General features: G+C 58.8%; 11 protein-coding genes and 1 tRNA gene. 9 read left to right on the forward strand and 3 right to left on the reverse strand.

Translation table 11 applies throughout. From position 1 onward, the window contains the following. Positions 1-251: 251 nt before the first annotated feature. A tRNA-Asp gene (locus MW046_RS06320) sits at positions 252-324 on the reverse strand. Positions 325-515: 191 nt separating this feature from the next. On the opposite strand from MW046_RS06320, the gene MW046_RS06325 reads away from it, so the two are divergent. Genes MW046_RS06325 through MW046_RS06345 form a run of 5 tightly spaced genes read left to right on the forward strand, consistent with a single transcriptional unit; the run spans position 516 to position 9,749 of the window. After that, positions 516-746, forward strand: a complete 231-nt coding sequence (locus MW046_RS06325) for a DNA-directed RNA polymerase subunit H (protein WP_247994711.1) — start codon at positions 516-518, stop codon at positions 744-746. Then, positions 743-2,305, forward strand: coding sequence for a DNA-directed RNA polymerase subunit B'' (locus MW046_RS06330; protein WP_247994712.1), 1,563 nt, complete (start codon positions 743-745; stop codon positions 2,303-2,305). Before MW046_RS06325 ends, MW046_RS06330 begins: the two co-directional genes overlap by 4 nt. Before the next feature lie 9 nt (positions 2,306-2,314). After that, positions 2,315-4,141, forward strand: coding sequence for a DNA-directed RNA polymerase subunit B (gene rpoB, locus MW046_RS06335; RefSeq protein ID WP_247994713.1), 1,827 nt, complete (start codon positions 2,315-2,317; stop codon positions 4,139-4,141). Further along, positions 4,141-7,077 carry a DNA-directed RNA polymerase subunit A' gene (locus tag MW046_RS06340; RefSeq protein ID WP_368411389.1) on the forward strand — a complete coding sequence of 979 codons (2,937 nt, stop codon included), beginning with the start codon at positions 4,141-4,143 and terminating at the stop codon, positions 7,075-7,077. Before rpoB ends, MW046_RS06340 begins: the two co-directional genes overlap by 1 nt. Continuing rightward, positions 7,077-9,749: a DNA-directed RNA polymerase subunit A'' gene (locus tag MW046_RS06345; protein ID WP_247994714.1), complete on the forward strand. Its 2,673-nt coding sequence runs from the start codon at positions 7,077-7,079 to the stop codon at positions 9,747-9,749. The genes MW046_RS06340 and MW046_RS06345 overlap by 1 nt, the downstream gene beginning before the upstream one ends. Before the next feature lie 27 nt (positions 9,750-9,776). On the opposite strand, the gene MW046_RS06350 is transcribed toward MW046_RS06345, so the two are convergent. After that, complete coding sequence (locus MW046_RS06350; RefSeq protein ID WP_247994715.1) at positions 9,777-10,046, reverse strand: hypothetical protein; 270 nt, start codon at positions 10,044-10,046, stop codon at positions 9,777-9,779. 126 nt (positions 10,047-10,172) lie between these two features. On the opposite strand from MW046_RS06350, the gene MW046_RS06355 reads away from it, so the two are divergent. Together MW046_RS06355 and MW046_RS06360 are read left to right on the forward strand one after the other, a co-directional pair. Then, on the forward strand, positions 10,173-10,601 hold the full coding sequence (locus tag MW046_RS06355; protein WP_124953917.1) for a 30S ribosomal protein S12: 429 nt from the start codon (positions 10,173-10,175) through the stop codon (positions 10,599-10,601). 1 nt (position 10,602) lies between these two features. Further along, positions 10,603-11,217, forward strand: a complete 615-nt coding sequence (locus MW046_RS06360) for a 30S ribosomal protein S7 (RefSeq protein ID WP_247994716.1) — start codon at positions 10,603-10,605, stop codon at positions 11,215-11,217. A gap of 37 nt (positions 11,218-11,254) precedes the next feature. On the opposite strand, the gene MW046_RS06365 is transcribed toward MW046_RS06360, so the two are convergent. Continuing rightward, positions 11,255-12,163 carry a DUF5781 family protein gene (locus tag MW046_RS06365; protein WP_247994717.1) on the reverse strand — a complete coding sequence of 303 codons (909 nt, stop codon included), beginning with the start codon at positions 12,161-12,163 and terminating at the stop codon, positions 11,255-11,257. Between the two features lie 166 nt (positions 12,164-12,329). Between MW046_RS06365 and MW046_RS06370 the strand changes: the two genes are divergently transcribed. Further along, positions 12,330-13,100 carry an ABC transporter ATP-binding protein gene (locus tag MW046_RS06370; protein WP_247994718.1) on the forward strand — a complete coding sequence of 257 codons (771 nt, stop codon included), beginning with the start codon at positions 12,330-12,332 and terminating at the stop codon, positions 13,098-13,100. Further along, a complete protein-coding gene (locus tag MW046_RS06375; RefSeq protein ID WP_247994719.1) occupies positions 13,097-14,704 on the forward strand; it encodes a hypothetical protein in 1,608 nt (535 codons plus the stop codon). Before MW046_RS06370 ends, MW046_RS06375 begins: the two co-directional genes overlap by 4 nt. Positions 14,705-14,768: the final 64 nt, after the last annotated feature.

Consider the following 14,768-nt stretch of genomic DNA (forward strand, 5'->3'; position numbering starts at 1 on the left):
TGTTGCAAGGGATCGTTTAACCGCAGTACGAAGGCGGTTTGGAACCCCCTAAACAGCGGTTTTGGGTGGGTGGAGACGAGATGGTCGTCTCAGTCGGTACAGAGTCTACTACATGCCCCACGATATTATTACTTTTTGTTAAAATATTGAATAAATATGGTGGGTGTGTGAGACGCTGCTGGAGTGGTGATGGAAACCAAGCGGTACAATCGTGAACAGCAGTCCTCATGAATCGAAGGTACGGGAAAAAGCGCCCGAGGCGGGATTTGAACCCGCGTCACGACCGTGACAGGGTCGTATGATGGGCCACTACACCACCCGGGCACGCTGCATTCATTGGTATTGCGGTCTTTCATTTAAGCCTTTCTAAAGTAGCTGGCTGGATGTGGGATATCGAACATGGATTCACGGGCGAGCGTGCTGCTAGCCGTCGGTAGTAACTCTTATGCCGGTCGCCCCGGTATCAATCTGTAGTATCTCGAGATAGCCTTCTCCCTCACTGGCCAGAGACACACATGGTAGACGCAACCGAACACGAGCTCGTCCCAGAGCACTCACTCGTTGACGAAGAGACGCTTGAAGGAGTGCTTGACGAGTACAACATTGACCGAACAGACCTTCCAAAGATAAAGAGACGCGACCCAGCACTCGCTGATATCGATGCCGAGGCTGGAGACGTGATTCGTATCGTTCGTGATTCACGAACCGCAGAAAGGGCCGTGATATACCGACTCGTAATAGAATGAACAGAGAAAGCAGACGCGCCATTTCCCGGGAATATTTCTCACGAGATCGTCTTGCAGCGCACCACTTCAGATCGTTCAACGCGTTCCTCAACCGAGGAATGCAGGAGGTAGTCGACGAAAAGGAAACCATCGACACCGACATCGGTGATAAAGAAGGACAAGAGCCGGTATGGGTGGAGCTGGGCAACGTCCGCGTGACTACCCCGCGTGTGCGCGAAGCCGATGGAAGCGAGGAGCTTCAGTATCCACAGGAAGCCCGCCTTCGGAACATCACGTACGCAGCTCCGGTATTCATGGAGATGACCATCGTCCGTGGCGGGGCCGACGAAGAAGAGCATATCGTCGACCAGGCCGAGACGAAAGTCGGCCGAATGCCCGTCATGGTCGGCTCGGAGAAATGTAATATCACAGGATTTTCAGAGGAAGAACTCATCGAAATCGGGGAAGACCCGGCAGATCCGGGCGGTTATTTCATCGTCAACGGTTCCGAGCGAGTGTTGATGACCTCCGAAGACCTCGCTCCGAACAAGATCCTCGCAGAAGAGGATACGAAATACGGAGAGACGATACAGGTCGCAAAGACGTTCTCCCAGCGCCGGGGGTATCGCGCGCTCGTGTTGTGTGAGCGCAACCGCGAGGGATTGCTCGAAGTATCGTTCCCGTCCGTTTCGGGCAGTATCAACTTCGTGACGCTCGTTCGGGCGCTCGGGCTGGAGTCGGACGAGGAGATCGTTCACCGCGTGAGCGACGATCCAGAGGTCGTGAAGTTCATGCTGGAGAACTTAGAAGCGGCGGAGGTCCAATCCACGACCGAAGCGATCGAAACCCTCGGGCAACGCGTCGCTCAGGGTCAAGGGAAAAACTACCAGCTCAAGCGAGCCAACTACGTTATCGACCGATATCTGCTGCCACATCTCCACGAGGACGGGGTCCCGGAGGAGGAAGTTCGGTTGAACAAGGCGTTTTATCTCTGCCGAATGGCCGAGGCGTGTTTCGAGCTCGCGTTGGGCCGTCGAGAAGAAGACGACAAAGACCACTACGCCAACAAGCGGCTAAAGGTGTCCGGTGATCTGATGCGGGATCTCTTCCGAACGGCGTTGAACAAGCTCGCCCGAGACGTGAAATACCAGCTCGAACGGGCCAACATGCGAAACCGGCAGTTGTCGGTGAGCACCGTCGTCCGATCGGACGTGCTGACTGAGCGGCTCGAACATCCGATCGCGACCGGAAACTGGGTCGGCGGTCGGTCGGGCGTCTCCCAACTCGTCGATCGGACCGACTACATGGGTGTGCTTTCCCACCTCCGTCGGCTCCGGAGTCCGCTGTCTCGCAGCCAACCCCATTTCGAGGCGCGGGATCTCCACGCAACCCAGTGGGGACGTATCTGTCCGTCCGAAACGCCGGAGGGACCGAACTGCGGACTCGTGAAAAACTTTGCGCAGGCGATGGAGCTCTCACAGAACGTCGAAGACGAACGGACCTTAAAGCGAGAGCTATCGACGATGGGAGTGCGTGGCATCGCGGGGATCGATACACTCGAACGAACAGCGGGCGACTAACAGCAAACAATGAGTCAGGGACAAAACGCGAAAGTCTACGTTAACGGTAGTTTGGTCGGAACGCATCCCGAACCCGAGCAGCTTGCGAGCGACATTCGAGAAGCACGCCGGCGCGGGGACGTCAGCGAGATGGTGAACGTCGCGGTCAAAGAACGCACCAGTGAGGTCATCGTCAACGCTGATGCAGGACGCGCACGGCGGCCGCTCATCGTCGTCGAGAACGGCGAGCCGCGGGTAGACGACGAGGACATCGAGGCGATCAGAAACGGGAATCTCGAATTCGAAGATCTCATCGCCAGCGGTGCAGTCGAGTTCATCGACGCTGAAGAAGAAGAGGACATCTACGTCGCGGTCGATGAGTCGGATCTCACCGAGGACCACACTCACCTCGAAATCGATCCACAACTCATGTTCGGGATCGGTGCAGGGATGATCCCCTACCCCGAACACAACGCCTCACCGCGTATCACGATGGGATCGGGGATGATCAAACAGTCGCTGGGGCTTCCATCAGCGAACTACCGGATTCGGCCGGATACGCGCCAACACCTGTTGCATTACCCTCAGCTATCGATGGTCTCTACCCAGACCACAGAACAGATCGGATACGACGATCGTCCGGCTGCCCAGAACTTCGTCGTCGCCGTGATGTCCTATGAGGGGTTCAACATCGAGGACGCGCTCGTGTTGAACAAGGGGAGCGTCGATCGCGCCCTCGCGCGGTCGCACTTCTTCCGGACGTACGAGGGAGAAGAACGCCGGTACCCCGGTGGGCAGGAAGACCACTTCGAGATCCCCGACGACGAGGTTCGTGGCGCACGCGGCGAGGAATCGTACAACCACCTCGACGAGGACGGTCTCGTCAATCCCGAAACCGACGTAGACGAAAACGACGTGCTGTTGGGTAAAACCAGCCCACCTCGCTTTCTTGAAGAGCCAGACGACATGGGCGGGCTGGGACGACAGAAACGCCGCGAAACAAGCGTAACGATGCGCTCGGGGGAGAACGGTGTGGTCGACACGGTCACGCTCATGGAGGGTGAGGACGGTTCGAAGCTCTCGAAAGTGAGCGTCCGCGACGAGCGGATTCCCGAACTTGGCGATAAGTTCGCGTCCCGGCACGGCCAAAAAGGCGTTATCGGACACATCGCCCCCCAAGAAGACATGCCGTTCACCCAGGACGGCGTCGTTCCGGATCTGATTCTCAATCCCCATGCGCTTCCGTCACGGATGACCGTCGGCCACATCTTAGAGATGCTCGGTGGAAAGGTCGGCGCGCTCGAAGGCCGACGGGTCGACGGAACACCGTTCCAAGGCGAAGGCGAGGAATCGCTGCGTTCGGCACTCGAAGACCACGGCTTCAAATCCAGCGGCAAGGAGATCATGTACTCGGGCGTGACCGGTGAGAAGATCGACGCGGAGATCTTCGTCGGTGTCATCTTCTACCAGAAGCTCTATCACATGGTCTCGAACAAGATTCACGCCCGCTCGCGGGGGCCTGTGCAGGTGCTTACCCGCCAACCGACAGAAGGACGTGCTCGGGAAGGTGGTCTCCGCGTCGGCGAAATGGAACGCGACGTGCTCATCGGGCACGGCGCGGCGATGGCGCTCAAAGAACGCTTGTTGGATGAATCCGATCGAGAACAGGTGTACGTGAGCGCAGACACCGGAATGGTCGCCGTCAACGACGTCAACCAACGACGAGTGTACGATCCGCTCACCGGTGACGAAAGCGACATCCACGAGGTGGAGATCAGCTACGCGTTCAAACTCCTGCTGGACGAAATGATGGCGCTCGGCATCCGACCACGACTCAACCTGGAGGACGCAGTATAATGTCAATCCAAACGCCAAAAGATATCAGTTCGATCGACTTCGGGCTGATGGATCCCGAGACGTATCGTGACATGTCAATAACGAAAGTTATAACGGCGGACACCTACGACGACGACGGGTTCCCGATCGACATGGGGTTGATGGATCCGCGGTTAGGCGTGATCGATCCGGGGTTGGAGTGTCCGACGTGTGGGCAGCGATCGGGCTCTTGTCCCGGACACTTCGGTCACATCGAACTCGCAGCCCCGGTCATCCACGTCGGTTTTTCGAAGCGGGTTCGTCGGCTGCTTCGAGGAACGTGTCGGGAGTGTTCACAACTGCTGTTGACCGCAGAAGAGCGGGGTGAATTCAGGGATCGACTCCAACGGACGATCGAGTTGGGCGACGATCAAAGCGACGTGATGAAGGCGGCGATCCGTCAAGCCCGGAAGAAAGACCAGTGTCCCCACTGTGGCGAAAAGCAGTTCGACATCAAACACGAGAAGCCGACGACGTACTACGAAGTGCAGGACGTTCTCACGAACGAGTATCCCGAGTTGATCGCGGCGGCGATGCAAGGGGAGGCGATCGGCGATGAGGATCCCGAGTCGGTGTCCCGCGAACCGAAGTCACCCGACGAACTCGCGAACGAGACGGGGATCGATCTGTCGCGTATCAACGAGATCCTCTCGGGGACGTTCCGACCTCGTCCGGAGGATCGCAAATCGATCGAGTCGGCGCTGTCGGCCGATCTGACCGAGGAGGACATGAACAAGCTGATGGCTTCGGACATCCGGGACTGGTTCGAGGACATCCCGGACGAGGACCTCTCGGTGTTGGGAATCGATCCCGAGAACTCCCGTCCGGAATGGATGATCCTCACCGTGTTGCCGGTGCCGCCGGTGACTGCCCGGCCGTCGATCACGTTGGACAACGGCCAGCGCTCGGAAGACGATCTTACCCACAAGCTGGTGGACATCATCCGGATCAACCAGCGGTTCATGGAGAACCGCGAGGCAGGCGCACCTCAGCTCATCATCGAGGATCTGTGGGAGTTGCTCCAATACCACGTGACGACGTTCATGGACAACGAGATCTCCGGAACGCCACCGGCCCGGCACCGTTCCGGTCGACCGCTGAAAACGTTGTCTCAGCGGTTGAAAGGCAAGGAAGGTCGGTTCCGGGGGAGCCTGTCCGGCAAGCGGGTGAACTTCTCGGCCCGGACGGTAATCAGCCCCGATCCGACGCTGTCGCTGAATGAAGTTGGCGTTCCCAGACGGGTTGCAAGCGAAATGACCCAGACGATGAACGTCACAGAGCGCAACGTCGAACAAGCGCGCCAGTACGTCCGCAACGGACCGAACAGTCATCCGGGCGCGAACTACGTGAAACGACCGGATGGACGGCGGCTGAAGGTAACCGAGAAGAACTGTGAGGAGTTGGCAGAGAAGGTCCAAGCTGGTTGGGAAGTGAACCGACATCTCGTCGACGGCGACATCGTGATCTTCAATCGTCAGCCGTCGCTACACCGGATGTCGATCATGGCCCACGAGGTCGTCGTGATGCCGTACAAGACCTTCCGACTCAACACGACCGTCTGCCCGCCGTACAACGCCGACTTCGACGGCGACGAGATGAACATGCATGCCCTCCAAAACGAGGAGGCACGGGCTGAAGCGCGTGTGCTCATGCGTGTCCAAGAGCAGATCCTCAGCCCTCGGTTCGGTGAGAACATCATCGGCGCGATCCAGGACCACATCTCAGGGACGTATCTGCTCACCCATGAGAACCCCACCTTCAACGAGACCCAAGCGCTCGATCTGCTCCGGGCGACCCGGGTTGACGAGCTTCCCGAACCCGATCACGTCGAGGGACAGACCGAGTACTGGACCGGTCGGACGCTCTTTTCGGAACTGCTTCCGGCTGAGTTGAATCTCGAATTCACAAGCTCGACGGGCGATACGGTCGTCGTCGAGAAGGGACAGCTCACAGAGGGCACCGTCGACGAGGACGCAGTCGGTGCGTTCGGTGGCGAGGTGGTCGACACGATCTGCAAACAGTACAGCACGACCCGAGCGCGGATGTTCGTCAACGAAGTGGCCGCGCTTGCGATGCGTGCGATCATGCACTTTGGGTTCTCGATCGGGATCGACGACGAGTCGATCCCACAGAACGCGCAAGCGGAGATCGAAGAGACCATCGACAACGCGTACGACCGCGTCGAGGAGCTGATCGAGGTGTACGAAAACGGGGATCTGGAGTCGCTACCCGGTCGAACGGTGCACGAAACCCTCGAAATGAAGATCATGCAGGCGCTCGGAAAGGTGCGTGACACCGCCGGTGACATCGTCGGCGATCACTTCGGAAGCGATAACCCTGCGGTCGTGATGGCTCAATCCGGCGCCCGTGGTTCGATGCTGAATCTCACACAGATGGCTGGCTGTGTTGGCCAGCAGGCAGTGCGTGGCGAGCGGATCAATCGGGGCTATGAGAACCGTACGCTGAGCCACTATCAAGAGGACGATCTCGGTGCCGACGCCCACGGGTTCGTGGAGTCGTCGTATCGTAACGGTCTTTCTCCGCGAGAGTTCTTCTTCCACGCTGTGAGTGGTCGCGAAGGGTTGGTCGACACGGCGGTTCGAACGTCGAAATCCGGGTATCTCCAGCGCCGGCTCATCAACGCACTGTCGGAGCTAGAAACCCAATACGACGGAACGGTGCGAAACACGAAGGACACGATCGTTCAGTTCGAATTTGGAGAGGACGGCACCAGTCCGGTGAAAGTCTCCTCTGATAAAGATCACGAGATCGACATCGAGGGCATCACCGAGTCGGTGCTCGAAGCCGAGTTCGAAGACGAAGGGGCCGTGTTCCTTGGCGAGGAGCGTGACGCGACCGACACCCGAACGAACCTCTCCGAACGCATGGACGCGACGATGGTTCAAGGTGATGACTGATGGCAGTAAGTGACGATATCGAACTCGTCGTCGAGGACACGGAACTCCCACGACGGCTCAAAGATAAGGTGTACAGCGTTATCAACGAGAAAGGCGTGACCGACATCGAGGCCGCCGATCAGATCGCCCGTCGGGTCGAACGGGAGTACGTCGACACGCGCGTCGATCCGCTCGATCCCGTGGGCACTGTCAGCGCCCAATCCATCGGGGAGCCGGGGACGCAGATGTCGGTTCCACATGACGAGCGGATCCTTCTCCGCCGTGACGGAGAGACAGAGGCGACCGAAATCGGGCCACTTGTCGACTCACTCATGGAATCTCGGGAGACGCGAGCGTTCGACGATCACGAGGTTGCGCTCGCTCCCGATGATCTCGAAGTGTTGAGTCTCGGGCGGGACGAGCAGGTGCAATGGAAGCCCGTCGAAGAAGTCAGTCGCCACAAGACGCCGGATGAACTGCTTCGGTTCACGCTCGAATCTGGGCGAACGGTTCGGGCGACGAAAGCCCACTCGTTCGTGACGCGAGAAGACAACGAGATCGTACCTGTGAACGGGTCAGATCTCGAAGCTGGCGACTGGCTTCCAGTCGTAGGTGAATTCTCAGTCGAGGATGGGACCGAAAGTACAGACCTCAGGGAATATCTCCCACCAGATGAGTACTGGTACACATCATCCCTCACAGACGGTGGGACCGAGACAGCAGTGCCAGCCGGTCCTGACCAGATTCGTAATAAGCGGAAGGCACTCACAGCGGGGGAGATTGAAGAACGTGCCGTATATCCCGTTCAGGGGACTGTTGGCTTTCCCGAACGGTTCTCTCTCGACGAAGAGACGGGTTTCTTCGTTGGCGCGCTGCTGGCCGAGGGCAACGTCACAGATTACTACGTATCTGTCTCGAACGTCGATCCAGCGTTCCAAGAGCGTATTCGGTCGTTCGCCCACAGATTCGGTCTCTCAGTAAACGAGTATAAGAACAAAAGTGGATTCACCGACGGATACGATATCCGGGTGAACGGAAAGGTTCTTGCTGACTTCATTAGGTCGGCGTGTTTCGAGGACGATAATAAAATCGTCCCGGACTTCGCTTTCGGCGCGTCTGAGGAATTCGTTGGGGGACTCCTCAACGGTTACTTCAGCGGAGACGGCAACGTAAGCGCCTCAGCAATTCGGGCTAGTTCCACATCCGAACAGCTCATAGAAGGGATAGCGCTGTTGCTCGCACGTGTTGGTGTCTATGCCACACGGTCTAGTCAGGAGAAGTCACACACACTCCGCATTCCGAATAAATTCGTACCGCACTTTGCCGAGCAAAGCGGAATGATCGGCGAACGCGGCGAGCAACTATCCGAGCTTGCAGCGGAGGTAGATTCGGCTGGACCGGATACCACGGATCAGATACCCAACTTTGGTGATGTCATAGAATCCGTAGCGAAGGCCGGAAACATTCCTCAACGGCAGTTTAACAGCGCGACAAAACGCCAGCGAATCGGTCGTAATCGTCTCGCGCGTTTGGTATCACGTATTGAGGATGAAGTGGACTCAACACCTGAGGAACTCGATGTACTCCGGAAGGCTGTCGAAGGGGATGTCGTCTGGGACCGTATCGAGTCCATCGAGCGGATCGAAAGCGAACACGAACACGTCTATGATGTGTCAGTTGCAGGGTTAGAGACGTTCACGACCGGTCAAGGAGTCGTGACGCACAACACGATGAACACCTTCCACTACGCGGGGGTCGCGGAGATCGACGTGACTCAAGGGTTGCCGCGTCTCATCGAGTTGGTCGACGCGCGGAAGACACCGGACACGCCGACGATGACGGTGCATTTAGAAGACGAGTACGCCGACAACCGCGAGAAGGCCCACGAAGTGGTGTGGAAGATCGAGGCGACCCGCATTCTCGCGTTGGGTGACGTGTCGACCAACGTCGCTGACATGCTGGTGCGGATCGATCTCAACGAGGAGACCCTCCACGAGCGGTGGCCGACGGTCGAGAGTTTGGACATCATCGTCACCGAGATCGCCGACACGATCGAGAGCGAGCTGGGCGTCGAGACCTACCATCAAGGAACGATGATCGAGTTCGGCCCGGACGAACCGAGCTACCGCGATCTCCTCCAGTTGGTCGAAGAGCTTCGTGACATCGTGTTCAAAGGGATCGGAGACATCTCCCGGGTCGTCATCCGGAAAGAGGACCGCGATGACAGGGATGGTCAGGAGTTCGTGTTGTACACCGAAGGGGCAGCCTTCAAGAAGGTGCTCGAAATCGAGGGCGTCGACGCGAGCCGAACGACGACGAACAACATCCACGAGGTGTACCGCGTGCTGGGTGTCGAGGCCGCCCGCGAACGCATCATCGAGGAGACGATGGACACCCTCGAAGAGCAGGGTCTCGGTGACGTGAACATTCGGCACCTGATGTTGGTCGCGGACATCATGACCAACCGAGGAACGATCGAATCGATCGGCCGACACGGTATTTCCGGAAACAAAGAGAGCGTCCTCGCGCGTGCTGCGTTCGAGGTGACCGTCAACCACCTGCTCGACGCCGCTGTTCACGGTGAATCCGACGAACTCGACGGTGTGACCGAAAACGTCATCGTCGGCAAACCGATCAAACTCGGTACTGGAGATGTCACCCTCCGAATGGGATCGACGGCAACGGACGAATAAACGTCCGACCACCAGTCGAACTCCGGCCTACCGAACGGACATGACGAGCAACACGACCAGTCCGACCAGAACGATGACGGCTGCGAGCGAATAAGACATACCGACGAGGACGCTGATCATCGTGGAGTGACCGATCAGTCCCGTGTTGATGGCCACCCAGTCGAGCAGGCGACCGAACACGAACAGGAAAACGACGAATGCTGTTATTTTTCCGCCAATGCTTGCGAAAAATTCGCTGAGTTTGTGACCGAGGGAGCTATCGGAATCGGCCTGATCCGTCCGGGAGACGTTGGACATATCCTACCAATAATAGAGCAGGCGTAATGAGCATGGTGATCGGTTCGGCCGGAACTCGTACGGCTTTCCCCCGAACGAGGGCGAAAAGGGAGCCTTAAGTAGCTCGATCGGGTACAGGGGCGTACTATGGCGAACGGCAAGTACGCCGCGCGGAAACTCAAGAAGGACCGCCAGAACCATCGGTGGTCCGACTCGGAGTACGCGCGACGCGCTCGCGGACTCGGGGAGAAATCCGATCCCTTAGAGGGTGCTCCTCAGGGACGAGGTATCGTGCTCGAAAAAGTTGGCGTCGAGGCAAAACAGCCCAACTCGGCCATTCGGAAGTGTGTCCGGGTACAGCTCATCAAAAACGGAAAGCAGGTAACGGCGTTCTGTCCCGGCGACGGCGCGATCTCCTTCATCGATGAACACGACGAAGTGACCATCGCCGGGATCGGTGGTGCGAAGGGTCGCGCGATGGGCGACCTGTCGGGCGTGAACTACAAGGTCGAAAAGGTAAACGGCGTCAGCCTGATCGAACTCGTCCGCGGGAACGCGGAAAAGCCGGTGCGATAGTATGAGCGGCTCAGAAACACCGGATCCCGATCAGCCGGCGGGAAGCGACGAGGTCGATGTCAACGCACAACTGTTTGCTCGGTGGAGCGTCTCCGATATCGCCTACTCTGATCCCTCGACCGAGCGCTATATCACGGTCACGCCGGTCGCACATACGATGGGGCGACACGCCTCAAAACAGTTCAAGAAAAGCGAGATCAGCATCGTTGAGCGGCTCATCAACCGTCTGATGCGAACGGAGGAGAACACCGGCAAGAAAGGGATGACGACGAAGATCGTCCGCGAGGCGTTCGACATCGTCCACGATCGCACGGAGGAAAACCCAGTACAGGTGCTCGTGACGGCGGTCGAAAACGCTGCTCCCCGCGAAGAGACAGTTCGACTCAAATACGGCGGGATCTCCGTTCCTCAGGCCGTCGACGTCGCTCCCCAGCGCCGGGTCGACCAAGCGCTCAAGTTCCTCGCCGAAGGTGCACACGAGGCGTCATTTAAATCGACGACCTCGGTCGAACAAGCACTTGCCGAGCAGCTGATCGGGTCGTCCAACTACGACGTGCAAACCTACGCCATCAACCAGAAAGAAGAGAAAGAGCGCGTCGCCGCAGCAGCACGATAACTGTCGGCTCCGGTTTTCGTCCGAGTCGTCGGGAGATTCATCCGTTCGTGCTGGCCGTGTACGCCCGTGTCACGTCCACGAGTGCGTTCCGGTATTCGGCTTCGTCCGGGTCGGTGGTGAGCGTCCGAAACCGTGATTTGAACGCGTCGAGATCGACGTTCGGGGCGTCGTTGGCAGCTGCGTGTGCGAGATCGTACAGCTGATGGTCGGTCTCGACCAGATCGTGGCGCTCACACAACGCGAGCGCAAACGCCGCGTTCACGGCAGTGATGTCACTAGACGCAGTCCGGCTATCCGAAGAGCGGAGCTGTTGGTTGCCCAAGGGACATCGTTCCTCGGTGTCGCCGGGCTTCGCCCGGCTGCTTGCGGAGTAAAGCTCCGCTCTGTCGACAGCAGCTGCTGGCTGCTGGCTGCTGGCCGAGCGAAGCCCGGTGATGTCGTGCTCGGAGTTTCGGGTGAGCCGTGGCCATACGATCGGAGCAGTCGCCGGCTGGTCCACGACTGCACTCGCCAGTGCGGATTCGAGGAACGTGACCAGCTTGTTCGGCGGCGTGACATCAAGCGTGATGTCGTCGGCGTAGATATCCTTCATGTGATTTGCGATCTGATAACAGTGTGTGAGTGTTCGTCGCTCGACGGACTGTCCGGCGAGCGCGAGGTAGATCGCTTCGGCCGTTGATTGTGTGTGGGAGGGATGTTTCTGTTCGTTGCGATGCATGTGTGAGAACTCGTGTAACGCCAGTTCACGCGCCATCGCCGAGCTTGCCGTCGTGTGGGACATATTGAGGAGGTGGTGATCGTCGTAATGGGCCGTCCACGTCCGCTCGTCCGGGTCGGATCGAACTCGAACGTACACCCGTTTGTCGAGATCGTACTCCGTCTCGAATACATCACGCGCGCTCAAAAACGGAGCCGTCGGACCACCACCCTGCACTCGGACCTCCATGCGTATGCATACCACAACTCGAACGAGTATGACTCTTGTGTCGGCATCGACAGCTCACGGCAAAGCGACCCAGATATTCTCAAGCTTCGTGTTCGGTCGGTGGTGTCAATCCTGTCACGTATTGATCGCAACTGTTAGGTAATTCCTCTTGGAATACTCGAATTCGATGGTCTCCGAAGAGAGGGACGTCGTCGCCATCGAGGCGACGAACCTCCGTAAGACGTATGGGTCCGAGATAGCCCTCGATGACGTGTCGCTTTCGATCCCGAGGGGTGTCGTGTATGGATTTCTCGGCCCGAACGGTGCAGGGAAGACGACAACAATGAGGCTGTTGACGGGTTTGACACGGCCAACATCCGGAACGGTCACCGTCTGTAACGTCCCCGTGAACGACCGGCGACAGTTGGCCGACCATGTGGGCTATCTCCCGGAGTCCCCGCCCTTGTACGACGCGTTCAGCGCCCGCGAACAGCTCGACTACGTCGCGGAGCTTCGGGACCTCCCGTCAGGAGTTGCCAGGGAGCGGATCGAACGGTATCTCGATCGGTTCGAGCTCGCCGAGGACGCCGACAAACGAATCAGCACCTACTCCAAGGGGATGAAACAGAAAACCGCCTTCATCCAGAGCGTACTACACGATCCAGACGTGCTGTTGTTGGACGAGCCGACCTCCGGACTCGATCCGCGGGCCGCCCGCCGCATCCGGGAATCGATCACCGAGTTTGCCGATGCGGGAACGACCGTCTTCCTGTCGACGCACATCCTTCCCGTCGTCGAAGCGGTCGCCGACGAGATCGGCGTACTGTTCGACGGTCGGTTGGTCACCGAAGGGACGCCCGAAGGCGTCCAATCGCTCGCCGAAACCGGCGAGGACGGAACGCTCGAAGACGCGTTTCTCGCCGTTACCAGTCAGGAGGCAGCAGCCGACAACCGATGAACGCGCGCCAAGACATCCGTCACGGTGTCCGTATCGCCCGCGCGGAGTTCGTTCGTGAACTTCGAGAGGCGACCGGAGACAGACGACAAATGATCGGGCTTCTCATGATGGGACTGTTCTACGGTGGGGGCCTCCTGTTTGTGCTTCCGGGGGTGTACGTTCTCGGACAGACGGTGGACTCGGTGAATTCGATACCGTACTTGGGTGGGATCGCAACCGTGTTACCACTCCTCTTGCTGCTGCTCTCGATGTTCCGAACCGGTCAACAGATCGGCACTATCGAAGGCGAGGAGCTCATCCTACTGACCGCCCACCCGCGGGCGGTCGTGCTCGGGGTGATCGGCGCGGAAATCGCTCACTTGGCGGTGTGGCTCGGCGTTCCGAGCGGGCTGATCGCCGTCGTGTTCGCGCTGGGGATGGGAACGCCCATGTTGCCGGTGACCGCCGGCCTCGTCCTCCTCCCGTTGTTCTGTTGGGTGTCCGTGTGGGGGTATGCGGGCGGGATCGGAATGTTGCGGCTGTTTCGATGGTTGCCCGGACTCGAGCGGCTTCTGAAGATCGGCTGGGTGATCGCGATGTTACTGATCATGTTCGGTTCACAGTACATCGGAACCGCCATCGCCGACGGAACGTTCTCGATGGAAGGACTGCTCGAAACGCTCACGTTCGAGCCGCTACGATCGTACGCTGAACTCGTGTTCATCGGCACCGAGCTGTCCCACTCCCCATCGATCGGTGGGGTGGGGGTCCTTGGAGGACTGGTACTACTCACTCCGCTCGGACTTGCTGTGGCCACGAAACAGGCAGCAGTGTTCTGGTTCACTGACGACCCGACACCCGAGCAACCACAGCGGACCGAACGTACCTCCGGCGGATTTGACGCACCCCAACCGTTCGGCTCGAACAGTGCCAGAACCATTGCGTGGGGCCACCTGGTCCGTGCCGTTCGACAGCCCCAGGAATTCGCCCATCTCACGATGGTGCTGATCTATCTCGGTATGGGGGCTGCGCCGCTCATTCAGTCTGCCGGTATCATCGGCCCGATCGTCGCCGGGCTGGGCATCGTGCTCGCTACCCAACTCGCCGGCATGACGTTCGGCTTGAATCCCCTTGGCGACGATCGGCCCGCGTTTCCCTTGCTGTTGCTCACCGATGTGGGACCGCGAACGCTGGTGTGGAGCCGAGTGATCGCCGGGCTTGCGATCGGCGTTCCGATCGCCCTGCTCGTACCACTTGGCTCGATCGTCGTTGGAACCCCCGTGCTCCCTGCCGTCGGCTTTACGGTCGTCGGCTGTGCGATGTGTCTCACTGCAGCGACGTTCGCGGTCGGAATCGGAGCGGCATATCCGATCTACGAGGAGCGGGAGTTCTGGGGCACGGAGACGGTAGTCCCATCGACCGGTATAATGATGGTGTATCTGTGGGTCGTCAGTGGAGGGACGGTGATCGGACTGCTACTCACGTGGAGTGTACTTACCGGATCGGGAGGGTTCAGCCCTTTAGTTGTCGCCGGCGTCGGCGTGTATCTCCTGATGACAGTCGGTGTTCCCTACGGGTCATACCGGTACGCAGTCCGGCGCTACCGAACGTACACCTTGCAGTGATCGAACGGTCGAAACGCCAATACACAGGCTCTTGTAGCCATTGTACATCTATTCGTAGCGTCCA

Origin of the sequence: Halocatena salina (assembly GCF_023115355.1) — an archaeon.
GTDB lineage: Archaea > Halobacteriota > Halobacteria > Halobacteriales > Haloarculaceae > Halocatena > Halocatena salina.

Excerpts from the sequence above, each read along its gene's own strand:
- MW046_RS06325 (WP_247994711.1), top strand. The coding sequence starts at position 516 with ATGGTAGACGCAACCGAACACGAGCTCGTCCCAGAGCACTCACTCGTT.
- MW046_RS06330 (WP_247994712.1), top strand. The coding sequence starts at position 743 with ATGAACAGAGAAAGCAGACGCGCCATTTCCCGGGAATATTTCTCACGA.
- rpoB (WP_247994713.1), top strand. The coding sequence starts at position 2,315 with ATGAGTCAGGGACAAAACGCGAAAGTCTACGTTAACGGTAGTTTGGTC.
- MW046_RS06340 (WP_368411389.1), top strand. The coding sequence starts at position 4,141 with ATGTCAATCCAAACGCCAAAAGATATCAGTTCGATCGACTTCGGGCTG.
- MW046_RS06345 (WP_247994714.1), top strand. The coding sequence starts at position 7,077 with ATGGCAGTAAGTGACGATATCGAACTCGTCGTCGAGGACACGGAACTC.
- MW046_RS06350 (WP_247994715.1), bottom strand. The coding sequence starts at position 10,046 with ATGTCCAACGTCTCCCGGACGGATCAGGCCGATTCCGATAGCTCCCTC.
- MW046_RS06355 (WP_124953917.1), top strand. The coding sequence starts at position 10,173 with ATGGCGAACGGCAAGTACGCCGCGCGGAAACTCAAGAAGGACCGCCAG.
- MW046_RS06360 (WP_247994716.1), top strand. The coding sequence starts at position 10,603 with ATGAGCGGCTCAGAAACACCGGATCCCGATCAGCCGGCGGGAAGCGAC.
- MW046_RS06365 (WP_247994717.1), bottom strand. The coding sequence starts at position 12,163 with ATGGAGGTCCGAGTGCAGGGTGGTGGTCCGACGGCTCCGTTTTTGAGC.
- MW046_RS06370 (WP_247994718.1), top strand. The coding sequence starts at position 12,330 with ATGGTCTCCGAAGAGAGGGACGTCGTCGCCATCGAGGCGACGAACCTC.
- MW046_RS06375 (WP_247994719.1), top strand. The coding sequence starts at position 13,097 with ATGAACGCGCGCCAAGACATCCGTCACGGTGTCCGTATCGCCCGCGCG.